Origin of the sequence: Lentzea indica, assembly GCF_012184385.1 — a bacterium.
Lineage (GTDB): Bacteria > Actinomycetota > Actinomycetes > Mycobacteriales > Pseudonocardiaceae > Lentzea > Lentzea indica.
The window spans coordinates 117,056-130,085 of sequence record NZ_VSRL01000001.1; the positions used below are offsets into that span (position 1 = coordinate 117,056).

The 13,030-nt window shown below is 63.8% G+C and carries 14 protein-coding genes and 2 pseudogenes; 10 read left to right on the forward strand and 6 right to left on the reverse strand.

Annotation, left to right across the window (positions count from 1 at the left end; all coding sequences use genetic code 11):
- Positions 1 to 1,096: 1,096 nt before the first annotated feature.
- The 3 genes from FXN61_RS55010 to FXN61_RS00645 form a co-directional block, all read right to left on the reverse strand.
- Positions 1,097 to 2,575: a pentapeptide repeat-containing protein gene (locus FXN61_RS55010; RefSeq protein WP_167969253.1), complete on the reverse strand. Its 1,479-nt coding sequence runs from the start codon at positions 2,573 to 2,575 to the stop codon at positions 1,097 to 1,099.
- A gap of 440 nt (positions 2,576 to 3,015) precedes the next feature.
- Positions 3,016 to 3,252, reverse strand: coding sequence for a hypothetical protein (locus FXN61_RS00640; protein WP_167969254.1), 237 nt, complete (start codon positions 3,250 to 3,252; stop codon positions 3,016 to 3,018).
- Between the two features lie 981 nt (positions 3,253 to 4,233).
- Positions 4,234 to 5,139: a DNA-processing protein DprA gene (locus tag FXN61_RS00645; protein ID WP_223165262.1), complete on the reverse strand. Its 906-nt coding sequence runs from the start codon at positions 5,137 to 5,139 to the stop codon at positions 4,234 to 4,236.
- A gap of 315 nt (positions 5,140 to 5,454) precedes the next feature.
- Between FXN61_RS00645 and FXN61_RS00650 the strand changes: the two genes are divergently transcribed.
- Both FXN61_RS00650 and FXN61_RS00655 read left to right on the forward strand, forming a co-directional pair.
- Positions 5,455 to 6,687 carry a helix-turn-helix domain-containing protein gene (locus FXN61_RS00650; RefSeq protein ID WP_167969257.1) on the forward strand — a complete coding sequence of 411 codons (1,233 nt, stop codon included), beginning with the start codon at positions 5,455 to 5,457 and terminating at the stop codon, positions 6,685 to 6,687.
- 107 nt (positions 6,688 to 6,794) lie between these two features.
- Positions 6,795 to 7,160, forward strand: a complete 366-nt coding sequence (locus FXN61_RS00655) for a hypothetical protein (protein ID WP_167969258.1) — start codon at positions 6,795 to 6,797, stop codon at positions 7,158 to 7,160.
- 185 nt (positions 7,161 to 7,345) lie between these two features.
- On the opposite strand, the gene FXN61_RS00660 is transcribed toward FXN61_RS00655, so the two are convergent.
- Together FXN61_RS00660 and FXN61_RS00665 are read right to left on the reverse strand one after the other, a co-directional pair.
- Entirely contained in the window at positions 7,346 to 8,284 is a 939-nt protein-coding gene (locus tag FXN61_RS00660; protein WP_167969261.1) for an SUMF1/EgtB/PvdO family nonheme iron enzyme, read from the reverse strand.
- A gap of 55 nt (positions 8,285 to 8,339) precedes the next feature.
- A complete protein-coding gene (locus tag FXN61_RS00665) occupies positions 8,340 to 9,125 on the reverse strand; it encodes an aminotransferase class IV family protein (RefSeq protein ID WP_167969263.1) in 786 nt (261 codons plus the stop codon).
- A gap of 182 nt (positions 9,126 to 9,307) precedes the next feature.
- Here FXN61_RS00665 and FXN61_RS00670 point away from each other — a divergent pair, with 182 nt between their 5' ends.
- Positions 9,308 to 9,511 (forward strand): hypothetical protein, encoded by a 204-nt coding sequence (locus FXN61_RS00670; protein WP_167969128.1) that lies wholly within the window; start codon positions 9,308 to 9,310, stop codon positions 9,509 to 9,511.
- Here FXN61_RS00670 and FXN61_RS56130 read toward each other — a convergent pair.
- The gene (locus FXN61_RS56130) at positions 9,442 to 9,930 is read right to left on the reverse strand and encodes a GntR family transcriptional regulator (RefSeq protein WP_167969264.1); all 489 of its coding nucleotides are present in this window, start codon (positions 9,928 to 9,930) and stop codon (positions 9,442 to 9,444) included. The genes FXN61_RS00670 and FXN61_RS56130 overlap by 70 nt on opposite strands.
- A gap of 446 nt (positions 9,931 to 10,376) precedes the next feature.
- On the opposite strand from FXN61_RS56130, the gene FXN61_RS00680 reads away from it, so the two are divergent.
- The 7 genes and pseudogenes from FXN61_RS00680 to FXN61_RS00700 all read left to right on the forward strand — a co-directional run bounded on the left by FXN61_RS00680 (position 10,377) and on the right by FXN61_RS00700 (position 12,922).
- Positions 10,377 to 10,694, forward strand: coding sequence for a hypothetical protein (locus FXN61_RS00680; protein WP_167969265.1), 318 nt, complete (start codon positions 10,377 to 10,379; stop codon positions 10,692 to 10,694).
- Between the two features lie 61 nt (positions 10,695 to 10,755).
- On the forward strand, positions 10,756 to 11,193 hold the full coding sequence (locus FXN61_RS00685) for an RRQRL motif-containing zinc-binding protein (protein ID WP_188134516.1): 438 nt from the start codon (positions 10,756 to 10,758) through the stop codon (positions 11,191 to 11,193).
- Positions 11,194 to 11,311: 118 nt separating this feature from the next.
- The gene (locus tag FXN61_RS00690) at positions 11,312 to 11,464 is read left to right on the forward strand and encodes a hypothetical protein (protein WP_167969266.1); all 153 of its coding nucleotides are present in this window, start codon (positions 11,312 to 11,314) and stop codon (positions 11,462 to 11,464) included.
- A 189-nt stretch (positions 11,465 to 11,653) separates the two neighbouring features.
- A pseudogene (locus tag FXN61_RS57060) lies at positions 11,654 to 11,893 on the forward strand (hypothetical protein); the annotation flags it as partial.
- A 172-nt stretch (positions 11,894 to 12,065) separates the two neighbouring features.
- Positions 12,066 to 12,407: pseudogene (locus FXN61_RS50470) on the forward strand (NUDIX domain-containing protein); the annotation flags it as partial.
- 19 nt (positions 12,408 to 12,426) lie between these two features.
- Positions 12,427 to 12,555, forward strand: a complete 129-nt coding sequence (locus FXN61_RS54075) for a hypothetical protein (RefSeq protein WP_281360266.1) — start codon at positions 12,427 to 12,429, stop codon at positions 12,553 to 12,555.
- A 124-nt stretch (positions 12,556 to 12,679) separates the two neighbouring features.
- Positions 12,680 to 12,922 carry a hypothetical protein gene (locus FXN61_RS00700; protein WP_167969267.1) on the forward strand — a complete coding sequence of 81 codons (243 nt, stop codon included), beginning with the start codon at positions 12,680 to 12,682 and terminating at the stop codon, positions 12,920 to 12,922.
- Positions 12,923 to 13,030 lie beyond the last annotated feature (108 nt).

Consider the following 13,030-nt stretch of genomic DNA (forward strand, 5'->3'; position numbering starts at 1 on the left):
CGAATGCCAGAGGAAGACGAACCGCCGTTCTAGTCCAAAGCTGTCGCGCTCAGGCAACCACTCCCTTGCTTTCAAGGAGCTGGCATGACAGCACCGGGGGGGTACGCGGGCGTTCTTCGCACTGGTCAGCACCTCTGCGTGGACGTGGATGAACGCCGTTGGACGACCACGTATGAGACTGCCCGTGAGACTGCGCTAGTCCACAATGGACTTCCCGAGCGGCTTGCTTACGTGCGGTACCGGCGAGGCTGAGCCCGCAAGTCAGATGCTGACGTGCCTGTCTGAGGCAGTCGCGTGGTCGCCTACTTGGCAAAGCGAGAACAGCCGCCTTCGGTCATACTCGATAGATGGCATGGGAATGGGTTCCACCTGTTGCGACAGTCATCGTCGGGTTAGCCGGGACAACGGGGACTGTGATTGTTGCTCGCATAGGCAGGAATCACGCAGAGCACATAACCGCACAAGGTGTTCAAGCTGGCATTAGAATCAAGCGAGCCGAGCGGCAAGAAGAATTCTTGACTCGGCTCGTAGATGACATGAACATGTATTCAACGCGGGCATGGGTACAGGCGTCTACGCATGACTCACCAAAGGGAATAATCCAGCCGTCTGATGACTTTTTTCGGCGCAGCGGCAGCCTCCGAATCTACGGCAACGATACACTTCGAGAAATACTTGCGGACTGGTGTGACTCTCTCGCCGACATGTCAGATATGCTTCGATCAGTGCCCTCAGATGAAACCCGAAAGAACCTGAACGAGGTGATACTTAAGAACAAGAGCGAACTTGTTAAGTTCACCCAAGAGACGAGAAGGGTACTTGGCTTCGAGGGGTAGGAAAAAGCGCGCCAGGGCTGCATGTAAGCCGCGTTCGCGGGTGCAACGCCTTTTATAAAAAGCCATCTGATCACGGCAGCTTTTCTCTCCACGAGCTAGCGTGATCCTTTTAAGGGAAGTCGACTTTCCGGCGGCACGCCCGGCCTGACCTGCGTGTTCACAAGATCACCCTAGCTGGATGACGCATTCTGGGCGCGTATTGGGCGAAAGTTCAACCAGCGGCCCGGTCGTCCGGATCAAGATGTCGCCGCGATGTATCCCTAGAACCCGTCCGTCTTCATATCGCTGACGACATGCTGATCGAGGACCATCGGTACCGGAACTAGCTGCCCCCATTGGACATCTTCGCTGTTCAACGGTTCAGGGATGACACACGTCCAGCCTACCGGCCACATGGCCTGTGACGTGACCCCACCAACCGATACCCGAGCGTTACGACAGCGGGCTGTTGAATCGAACACGGCGCTGTCGAACCTGGCGTGGTCTTTGAAGGTCGCGTGGACGAACAAGGTGTTGGCGGCAAAGGCCGCGTCGTCGAACGTGACGCGGTTGAAGGTCGCGTGGACGAACGAGGTGTTGGCGGCAAAGGCCGCGTCGTCGAACGTGACGCGGTCGTTGAAGGCCGTGCGGTTGAATGTGGCAATGGCGGCAAAGGCCGCCATATCGAACGAGGCAACGCCAGCGAAGGTCACGCGGTTGAATCTGGCGGCTTCAGTAAAGGTCGCGCGGACGAACGTGCCGATGGCATTGAAGGTCGCGTCCTCGAACCTGGCATTGGCGTTGAACGTCGCACCATCGAACTGGGTCCTGGCATCGAAGGTCGCGCCGACGAACGTGGCTCTACCGATGAAGGTCGCGCCGTAGAACATGGCGGCGCCGTTGAAGGTCGCGTGGGCAAACTGGACTTGGTGGTTGAAGGTCGCGCCGTAGAACGTGGCTCTACCGGTGAAGGTTGCGCCGCCGAACGTGGTTCTGCCGATGAAGGTTGCGCGGTCCATGCGGATAGCGGGCAGGGCGCAGGAGCTCAGGTCGAGGTTGATCAGGGTTGCTCCGGTGAGGTCGAGATCGGGGATCTCCGGCCAGTAGTCGTGGTGGGGCTGGTCGTTGTTGTCTGTTCGTGGGCGGAGGTGCATGCCAAGGAGGCGTTGCACAGTGAGGCGGACGTCGCGCTCCAGCACGGCCTCAGCATGTGCTGCTGCGGGATTGGGGGATGTCAGGGTTGCTGGGTCTGGTCGCAGAATGCCGGTGCGTCGTCGGGGATTGCTGAGCAATGGGCGCGCAACGCCACCGGGTCGTCGGCCGACCGTCGGAGGCGGTGGGGTGTAGGGCATGCGGAGGTAGGCGCACCACAGGCTGGCGATGGTTCGCCGTTGGTCGGAGTTGTCCTGCCCGAGGCGTTCCAGCGCGTACAGGCCGGCCAGTCGTACGGGTGCTTTATCAGAGCCGAGCTGATCAGCGGCTTTGGTGTAGAGCTCGGTTACCCGGCGGCGGGCGGCGTCGTCCTCGGTGGCCGCAGCGACGCGTTCAGCATGCTGCCTGTTGATCTCCGCGATGCGCACGGCGTGGGCGTGCTCGGCTTCCTGGGTGCGCTGGCGGCGTGCCGCGAGATACAGCGCGCCGATCCCACCAAGCATGACCGCGACGCTTGCCGTGGTCTTGAACACCTCCAGGTGAGCAGCCGTCTTCTGCTCCCCGGTCGCTGGTGTGCTGTTGATCCAGAACCACATCTCGACGAACACTGTGCACAGAACACCGAGCCCAAGCAGTGCGGCCGCGGCCAGTCGGCCACCCGACAGAGGCGGCCGTGCCTTCTCCGGCTCTGCGGCTGCGGGCGCATCAGATAGGGGCGTCGGATTCCTGGCGTCGACCATGCTCGTACGTCGTCGGTCGCCCGATCCGTGCTACATCAGGGAGCGCCACGAATGCGCAGAGCCAGTGCTATCAGGCCTCAACCAGCGGATACGGAGGGACTCGAACTCCGAACTGAGTGGGTCTCCCGCCTTCAAGGGATTGGCCTGGCCGTTCAGGCATGTTCATGGAGGTTCTTTACGCTGGTCAGCGGCTCCATAGGGAAACGACTGAACCCTCGTGAACGACCACGTATGAGACTGCCCTTGAGACTGCGGCAGTCCGCTATGGACTGTCGGCAAAGCGTCCGAGCAAGTCGCCTCATCCGCTACTACTTCCGCGCTGGCGAGTCGGTTCGCGGCTTAAGAGCGTCTTCCATCACCCACTGAGAGACTCGGACGCCACCCTGGTCACCGGCCTTCACGGCGAACTCGACGTAGCCGACCCAGTGGCCAGTGGTGGTCAGGTGCCACAGCCGTAGCTCACCGGGGACGGTGCCCTGCATGTCCAGTGCATCCGGAACGAACCGACGCGGCCGGCTGATGCGCCACACCGTGCCCAGGTCCACCCACACTGGTTGAGGTGGATGCACTCGACGCAAGTAGCCCCTACCAGGCGGCTCTGCACCCTTGAGCCCGCGATCACCGAACACATGTTCGATTATGACACCCGACGAGGCATCCCGATTCCGCAACCATAGGGCCATTTATGCTGTTCAGGTGCCTTGTTGAGCACGTGTCCACACACCCGATCAATCGCGAGCCTTAGGGCGTCCAGAGGGTTCTTGCTTGGCAATACGCCCCAGCAACAGGGCATGACCAGGGATCGAAATCGCGAGTCAGGTGTGCCCCGATGAATTCCCTATTCTTTCCATAGTCAGGCACGAGCCACCTGCCCAGCAACCATGCAGTTACGTCGGCAGCACCAGCCCCGCGCAGTGTCAGCGCGGCTGACTGAATGCGCCCGCCTGACGTCCACGTGTCGTCGACGAGCAGCACATGTTTACCTCTGACATCAAGTGGATTCAGAAGGGCAAAGCGATCACGTCGTACCTCACGCCTGTCGCCACCTTGGTTCGGGCTGACCAAGAGCTTCGTAATCGGCAAGCCAAGATTGGCATTATCGACGACGGTTTCGAGTGGATGCTTTCCGACCCGGCCAGCCGTGGATGGAACGGTGGCCACGACCGACGGATAGGTGCCTGTACGCATTCTTAGACACTCAAGGTGGACCGCATAAGAGAAGTTGAGGACCAGGGAAAGAAGCTTCGCCTGCTCGTCGCTTGCAGATGGCGACTTATAGGTGTGTAGCAGGTATCCGGACTGATGCCCCTTGACGCCATAAAAAACCGGCGCGACGGTGGAGGCAAGGCCAACTCCGTACGCTCTACGGTCCTGGTTGCACCTAAGGCAGTGCTGATAGCCATCTACCGGAGTGAAACAGTTTGCACACGTCACATTCGGAATATGGACGGTATTCCGTAGATAACCACCTGCCCGCTGCACGATGTGCCTCGCGAGCCTTCTGGCGACTTCCCTGTTGTCCGATGTCATCGACTAACCGGCAGCAGCGAGCCGACGACGTCATCCAAGCTGCGGGTTACGTGGCGTACGACCTTCATGACGTCATCGGTACTGGAGGCGACATAGACGCCAGGACGGGCGGCTAGCGTCTGCGCCCACTCATTCTTTTCCACGACAAGATCGGTGAGGATTACGGGACGGCCATGTTCAACAGCCATACGCGCTTGAGCGCGCGCTCCGCTTGTTTCTCCTGCTTCTACCACGATTGTGGCCTTACCGTATCCGCTCATGGTCGCATTACGCATTAGGAACGTGTGCTTCTGAGGTGGGGCATCTGGCCAGAACTGCGACATAAGGAGTCCGCTGTCCGCAATTTCTGCCTGAAGCTTAGAGTTAGCTGCCGGGTAGTTCCTATTTATGCCAGTGCCGATCACTGCGACTGCGCGCCCGCCCACCCTAAGCGTCTCGGTGTGGGCTGCGGCATCAATTCCAGCGGCAAGGCCCGAGATCACGGTAATACCGCTATCCGCCAAGGTGCGAGCGAGATTGGTTGCTATCTCAAGCCCTCGCTCCGATGCTTTCCTCGATCCGACCACCGATACCGCTTGACTGTCTGACTCAAGCTTTCCTTTGCAGAACAGGAAAGGTGGCGCTTGGTGAATCTCGCGCAGCTGTGCGGGATACTCGGGGTCGAGGAACGTTAGAAACCTCAGGCCAGCGTTCTCCCAGGCTGAAATATCGGCACTTGCCTGCGCAATGAATTCACTGTCGCTGGAGTCGAAGAGCGCCGGGGGCGAGTGGCGTTCCCATACAGTTCGCGCACTGCCAGCCTCGGCGACCTCGAGAACTATCTCGGGCCACTTTATTCCGCCTGGTCGCGCCCGCAAGAGGGCCACCAGCGCAGCTCGCTCTGCTTCGTTCCAGGTCGTCACGCCGCACAGCGTACGGCTACCACTGTCTCGCGGAGCGAGCACAGACGTACTTCTGTCGGGTTGAGTCGTGCCCATCACACCCCCTTGGAGCCTTGCCGGGCAGGTTACGCTACGAACTCCTAGTCTAATCGAACACGTGTTCGATTATTTGCTATGTGGACTCCACAGTCCAGTAGCTCCGCTCGCAGACCCCCAAGCTCATTGAACCGACACGGCCCGCCGCTACGCTGGACTCCGACATCCTCGCCGGATGCGCGCCCCCGGTTCGGCCACCGGGGGCATCGGCGGGGACACATCCGGCGATGAGGTGGACCTATGGTGACCTCGGGTTTTCCCGACCCTGCGCACACCACGATCGGGCAACGCATCAAGTGGGCGCGCGAACGCGCCGGGATGTCGCGCCGTGTACTCGGTGACCTGGTCGGCAGAAGCGCGGAGTGGGTGAAGGCAGTCGAGAACGGTCGCCTACAAGCACCGCGGCTGCCGATGTTGCTTCGCATCGCGCACGCTCTGGGCGTGCAAGACCTCGCCGACCTCACCGGCAACGGCCACGCGGTCCCCGTCACCGTGTTCGCTGGCGAACGACACGCCGCGCTCACAGCCGTGCAAGCCGCCCTCACCGACTATCACCTCATCACCGACGCCACACCTCCGAGCGTCCCGCACCTGGCGGTGCGGTTGGAGCAGGCGTGGCAGATCCGGCATGCCAGCCCTGACCACCGCACGCAGCTCGGTTCCCTACTGCCTGGCCTGATCCGGGACGCGCAACGAGCCGTTCGCACCATCCGTGGCGAGGAACGCCGCGACGCCCGCCGGGTTCTGGCCGGCGTGTATCGCCTTGCTGACTTCTACTGCGCCTACCAGCCCGCTCCGGAGTTGGTGTGGCTGGTCGCGGACCGGGCGATGCATGAGGCGCTGGAGGCAGACGACCCACTCGCAATCGGCGGCGGAGCCTGGGCAAAAGTCCAGGCGCTACGTGACGCTGGTCGTTGGGACGAAGCCCTGGACGTCGCCGCGTTTGGCACCCGTGAGCTTGAGCCGTACCTCAACTCGGGCGATGAATGGCGCGGGATGTGGGGCGCGCTGAATGCCGAGGTCGCTTATGTGCACGCTCGCCGTGGACGACACGGGCAGGCGTGGGAAGCGTGGGAGTTGGCGGACAGGGTCGCGCAGCAACTGCCGCTCGGATATCGGCACACGCAGTCTTCGTTCAGCCGCTCGGTGATGGGCGCGCACGCCACGACCCTCGGAGTGGAGTTGCGGCGACCAGCTGAGGCGCTGCGTGCGTCGGATCGAACCGATCCGGACACGATCGTTTCGGTGCCTCGCCGTGCCCGGCACCTGATCGAGGTGGCACGCGCACACGACCAGCGTGGCGACAAGCACGCCGTGTGGGCGTTGCTCAACCGTTCGGAACGCACCGCCCCGGAGACGATCAAATACAACGGTTTCGCGCGGGAAATGCTGCTCGAACTGCGCCGGAAACCGCCGACCGGGCTGCGGCAGGACGTCCTCGATCTGTGCGAGCGGGTGGGTATCGCGGCTTGACCTGATCGGGTGGGGGTACAGGTTGTACCCCTTGGCATGTTGTGCCGGTCCTACGTTCCGAGCATGCGGCCGATCATCAGTGCGGATGGCGTAGCGGTGAGTGGGTCATGACCCCGCTCACCGATGTTGAGGCAGTGAAGCTATTTCCCAGCCTTCAACACCTGATCCTCATCCGTGACGCGGGCTGGATATTCCTTCCGATCGACGATCCCGGCGACCCCAACGCCGTACTCGACGCCGCGAGGATCTGGCCGGCCGGATGGCGTGACTGCATCCGTGTCCGGGCCGAGACCGATGCTCTCGGCCTACGCATCCGTGTTCCTGCCGACCAGCACACCGCACCCGAGATCGTGTGGGAACGAAGCGGCACTCTCGACGAGGTTGTCCACGAAGTGTTGGCTCTTCCTGCGCCGGGCTCGCAGCTCGCACCCAACCTGGTCATCGGCACAGCACCGAAGCTGTGGACGCCGTAGCTGAGCGCCAGTTCGGGGCGGGAGTCTTCCGACCACTCATGCACGTCATCGCCCCGGACGCGCCACATATCCTCTTCAACGGGATACCTCTGTGGTTCGCCGCGTGTGGTGCGGTTTGCGTGCCCGTTCCTCGACCTCTCGCGGGCCGTCAACTGTGCCAGAAGTGCTCGGCACCACAAGGGCTGTCAACGGCGGCGGAGCAGCTCGTCCATCGTGTCGGCGGCGACCACGCACCTGAAGCCCGTGTCGTCGTCCTTCATCGTTGCGTTGGCGTCGTTGAAAGACGACGGAGTGGCCCGGTTGAACGGACTCGTCCAGGCGCCGCCCTTGAGTTCGTGGCGACCGGGCTTGGTTTCGGTCGAACACCACTCCCAGACGTTCCCGCACATGTCGTACACGCCGTACGGGCTAACACCGCTCTGGTAGTTGTCGCGCGCCGTCGTCTGCCCAACGCCGTTCTCCCGGACGTTGCACTTGGCCGGCGTCGGCTGGTCGCCCCATGGGTAGACCGTCCCGCGTGTTCCTCGCGCGGCCTTCTCCCATTGCTGGCCCGTCGGCAGCGTCTTCCCCGCCCACGTGGCGTAGCTGTTCGCGTCGTCCCAAGTCACGAAGACCACTGGGTGGTCCTTGATATCGGGAGGGCACTGCCCATCCGGCCAGTGATCCGGCGCCTGATGTCCAGTTGCAGCAACAAATCGTGCGTAGTCCTCATTGGACACGGGGAACACGTCAATGTAGTAGCCGGGCAGCCAGGCGGGGGTGTTGCTAGGTCCACCGAGGAAGACGCTTCCTTCCACCATGATCATGGCGCTTCCATCGGTTGGGTGGTGGACTTGGCCGCTCCCGATCGGCTCGACCTGCGCCTCTTGCTCTCCGGTGCTGACCACCGAGTCGCCGACCAGGAAGGCAAACCGCGCATGGGTGTCGGGGTCGCTGCGGTTCAGGCAGGTATCCAGCGCTGCCTGATTCACGGGCCGCGGCTGGATGTTCTCGCGGCCCGCCTCCCACTTCGAGACCATGCGCTCGCTCACGCCGAGGTGGGCAGCGAACTCGCGAAGACTCATGCGCATTGCATCGCGTAGGGCGCGAACCTCCACGCCAGTCCAGCGGTGCACTGTCGGCATTGCACACTTCCCCTCGGAGAACCTCCGAGTGAGCCTAGCTCGCCGATAGCTTCTCCTATACCGGTTCGGCCGGAATGTCGGCATACAGCTCCCTCAACTCCTTCAAGGCGGTGTGCGTCTCGGACGGCCACTCCGTCGCGTCGACCGCCGACACCGCTCGAACGCCGGTTGCAGCGTTGGTTGCGAAGGCTGCGTCCATGCCCGGAAGGTCAGACAGCGTCAGTGGCTCCGTCACGATCTGCTCGTCCAATTCCTGGTTGAGCAGTGTCATCGTGATGCCAGTGAGGTACGCCGATCGAGGCCAAATAATGCGGCCCTCGCGGACAAAGCCGATGTTTGACGTGGCAATCTCGGAGATTGTGCCATCAGGGTTGAGAAAAAGAACGTCGTCAAAGCCTTCTCGCTGTGCCGCCCTGCGGCGCTGCATAGGACCCAAAAGCCCGACGTGCTTCACGGACGGCATGTCACGTTGGTACGCAGCTGCTTGAAGTCGCCAGGGTGCTGGCGAGCCGCTCGCGGCCTGGCGGTGCGTGACCAGCACATGGGGGTGCGCGTCGCGTCCGATAGTCCCCAGGTCCAGGGCAGGATCGAAGACCGTAACCCGAACGACCACACGACCGCCCGTCTGCTCACCGAGGGCCTTCCGCACGTAACCGCGAACCTGCTCGATGTCGAGGTCGTGATCAAAAAGCTGTCGGCAATCACGGGAGAGCCGTTCCATGTGCAAGGACAGGCCCCGAACCTCGCCGTTTTCCACGAGCATTGAGGTGAAGTGGCCGTAGTTAGTGAGGGCCAGCGCCTTCACCTGATCAAGTGTCGCGGGAACGCCATTCAGGTCCATGCGCTCAGGCTCCCACTCCCCCAACGGATTCTGAAGATGGGCCGCGCCGAAGTTCGGTGAAAGTTCAGTGGCAGTAGTTCGGTGGAAGTTCAGCGTTGGGGTGTACTCGGGCAGTTCTCATGTGGTCCAGATCGCAGCAAGCTTGAGGCAGAACGGACCAGCGATGAGAACGGAGAACCAACATGACGAAGAAGCAGACGATGATGCCGCTGCCAGGTGGCGGCAAGACTGGCCGGCGCCTGGCGGTGCTGTTGATCGTGGTGACCCTGGTTGCGCTGGTGATCCGCGACCCGATCGGCACGGCGACTGCGGTTCGTCAGTTAGCGGCATGGGGCGGAGCAGCGGTTGACGGATTCGCCACGTTCGTAGAAGCGATGTCGCCGTGAAACTCATGGTGCTGAACATGCGCTCCAAGGCCGCTCATCGCGCCAAGACGGGCGAGCACATCAGCCAGGCCGCCATCGATGCGAGCCACCGCACTGCTGACCTGGCGAAGCTCCGCACGCATCTCCTCGACCTTGACGCGAAGCTCGCGCAGTTCCTGTTCCGCACCGACGTCGCCGCTGCGATCACGTACGAACGCACCAGCGTTCGGCTTGATCTCCACCCATCCCTCTTCCCGGAGCAGGCGGACACCGGCCATAGCCGTGTTGACCGCGACGCCTTCGTCTGCGGCTAGCTGCCTGTAGGTCGGGAGGGGCGCACCCACTTCCCATCGGCCACGCTCGATGTCGGCCCGGATGGAGTCCGCCACCCGGCGACTCGCGTGCCGCTTGTCCTCTTGATCTGCGCCCTGATCAGCCATAACGCCAGATCTTACCCGGATGTCTTACGACACCTGTTGACGTTTGAGACATGCATGGTCTAGCGTCTGCAACAAGCAAGATGTCTTAAGACATCGGCCAGGTTTCAAAACTCAATCTCGTCAAGTGCGAGCGGCACTCACGTGTCGTCAGGTGGTCGTCCTTAGTGCTAGGACCGTTGCGCACGACGTTCCAGAGGTAGCCCGGTGACGGGAGCTGACGGGTAATTCGTCCTGCATGCGCAAGCACCACGTGAGATAAGAACCCCGGGAGCGGGGCCACATATGGCGTATTTCGTGCACCCTTTTTCAGGTGCACCGAGAGGCCTCTAAGACACCTGTTTGCACAGGTAGGAGGCCAATCGAGGGGATCTGATGGCGAAGCCGCGGCTTTGGCTCGCCATCAGATCCCCTTTCCTTACTCAATTTCTTTCTACGGAGGTTCTGCCATGTCCAAGACCACGTTCGTTGCATCGCCGCTGACCGCGCTGCGCTTGGCCGAAGAGCAGGCCTGCGCGGGCTACCTGACGGCACGCAAGTCGATGATCCGGGCTGCGGCGCTGGTGGCGTCGATCGGCCAGCTGGTGCGGGAGCGCCCGAACAGGGCCGACTACCGCGCGGCGCTGGGGCACGTCACGGGCAAGCACTTCGACGCGATGGAGCGCACCCGGCTGGCCTGGGAGCGGTGGCAGCGTGCGCAGGTGCGGGCCGATGCGTTCTGGGCGGCGTCGAACAAGGCTGGCGCGCCGGTGCTGGTGGCGGCGTGATGGCGGTCGAGGCCACGGCGCACACGATGTCGGGCCGCGTGCGTACCCCCAGGCGGTAGTGATGGCGGGCCGCCAGTACCCGTGGGTGCTCGCGTCGGTGCCGTGGTCGGACGCGCAGCAGTACACGCGAGGTGTGAAGGACGGGCTGCCGTTGCTGTCACACGGGTGCGCGCCACGGGACAAGCTCGCCACCTATCGCCAGCTCCGCGCGATCGAGCTGCGGCCAGGCGGACAGGACCCGGTGGCCGTGCTGTACGGGCGGCACAACGGCTCCAAAGCCAAGTGGTTCGCCAACCTCTACCTGATCAACCGCGCCAAGCCGGTGCGGCCGACGACCCCGGCCAAACAGACGGCGCTGGCCAAGGCGAACCTGGCCCGCCGCATCTGCCGCACCTGCGGCAAGGACCCGCTGTACGTGCTGCCGACCAGCACCCGGCAGTGCTGGCCCTGTTTCGAGGTGGAAGCCGCGGCGACCGATGCGGACGTCGCCGCCGCGTGAACGCCCGTTGTCGTTGTCTGCCTTCACTTTCCAGACGAGTACGCGTGTCCGCAAGATCCCGCTCGCCGCTAGCTCGCACAGCCCCTCATCCGAACACCTGCTCTGAAAGGAACTGATCATGGCGCTCATCGAGAAGAAGTGCTCGGTCTGCGGAAAGTTCAGCTGGGACAGCGACTTCGGGCCGTACCACGAGCGGCACGAGAACAAGAAGGGCGTCTCCGAGCCCTGCGACACCAACGGCGGCACGTACGTCGACGGCGAGCGGCAGTAGCCGAGCAACTCCACTTTTGCCCTGGTCCGGCGGCTCGAACCGCCAAAGCACGCACCGCCGGACCAGGTTGCACCACCTCACCCGGTAACAACCGAGCGCAGGCCCGCACAGTGTTCCGCACACACGTGCAGGCGGGCAAAGGCGCGAACCCCTCTCGAATCCACCTCGACCCGAAAGGGCCTGTTTGTCATGCCCAAAAACAAGTTCACGCCCGCAGGTGTCCCGATTCCGGACGACCTGCGGTCGTGGTCGACGTCGTGGCCCTACTACACGCCCGTGGACATCACTCCGCCCGAGCTGCGCCGCTCGGGCCTGCCCGCCAGCGTCGCGGAGGGCTGGGCGGAGCCGTACGTGACCCCGGAGGACGTGCCGAACTGGCCCGCTCGCCAGATCGCCGCGCTGGTGCCGTTCGACCGCGACGCCTGGGGCTGGCCGCTCAACCCGACCGGCCGCACCGGACGCACGGGCCGCAACCTGGGCAAGTGGGGCGAGAACTGCGCCGCCGATCCGATCGTCGTCGCGGGCGACCCCGACCGTGACGGTGAGCGGTGGGTGCTGCTGATCCAGCGCGGCGACACCGAACAGTGGGCCATCCCCCGGCGGGATGGCCGACCCCGGCGAGACCGCCCCGGCCGCGCTGGTGCGGGAGCTGCGCGAGGAGACCGGCGTGGACCTGCACGGCCACACGCCCACGGTCATCTCGCGCGGCTACGTCGACGACCCGCGCAACAGCGATCACGCCTGGATCTGCACCACGGCCGCGCTCTACCGGCTGCCCCACACCGTGCTCGCGACCGGCGCCGATGACGCGCTGGCCGCCGCCTGGTGGCCGTTCACCACGCTGGCCGCGCTGACCAGCGCCGTCGAAAAGGCCGGCATGCAGCTCTACGCCGCGCACCTGCCGCTGTTCACCGCGGCTCTCGACCACCTCGACCAGGCCTGACCAGGAACGGAGACCGCGCATGCAGTGCCCTGACTGCTCGACCAGCACGCAGCCCGCCTGCTCGACCTGCGACGGCGACGGCACAGTGCCGAACTGGCTCGCCGACCCGCAGGTCAACGGCGAGCGCGCCGCCAGTACCTGGCGCTGACCAGGCCACGCCCGGCCCTTCAACTCCCCGTCAGGCGGGCGGCTCGAACCGCCCTGGCACTCCACGCCCCGCCCGCCTGGCGGTGCCCACACCACCTCTTCTCACGAGACAGGACCCATGTGCCATGCCCTCGACCACCACCGAACCCACCATCTGTGAGCTGCTGGCCTGCTGGCAGGCCAGCGCGCCACCCGAGCATGCCTCGAACGCGGTTGTCGCCGACTGGTTCGCCCTGTCGGTGAAGCTGCTCAGCCCGATCACCAGCAACCCCGCCCACCCGCAGCACGCCGACGCGTGCGAGCTGGCGGCCGAGAACTCCCACGACGCCCTGGCGCTGCGTCGCTGCGCCGGATCGGCCGGTGCGTGATGACGACCCTGAGGCGCTCGCGGACCTTCCGGGTGCTGGGGCACCGGGCGAACGCGTCGTAGCGCAGCATCGAGAACCCGGTCAGCACGGCCGGGTCGATCACGCCGC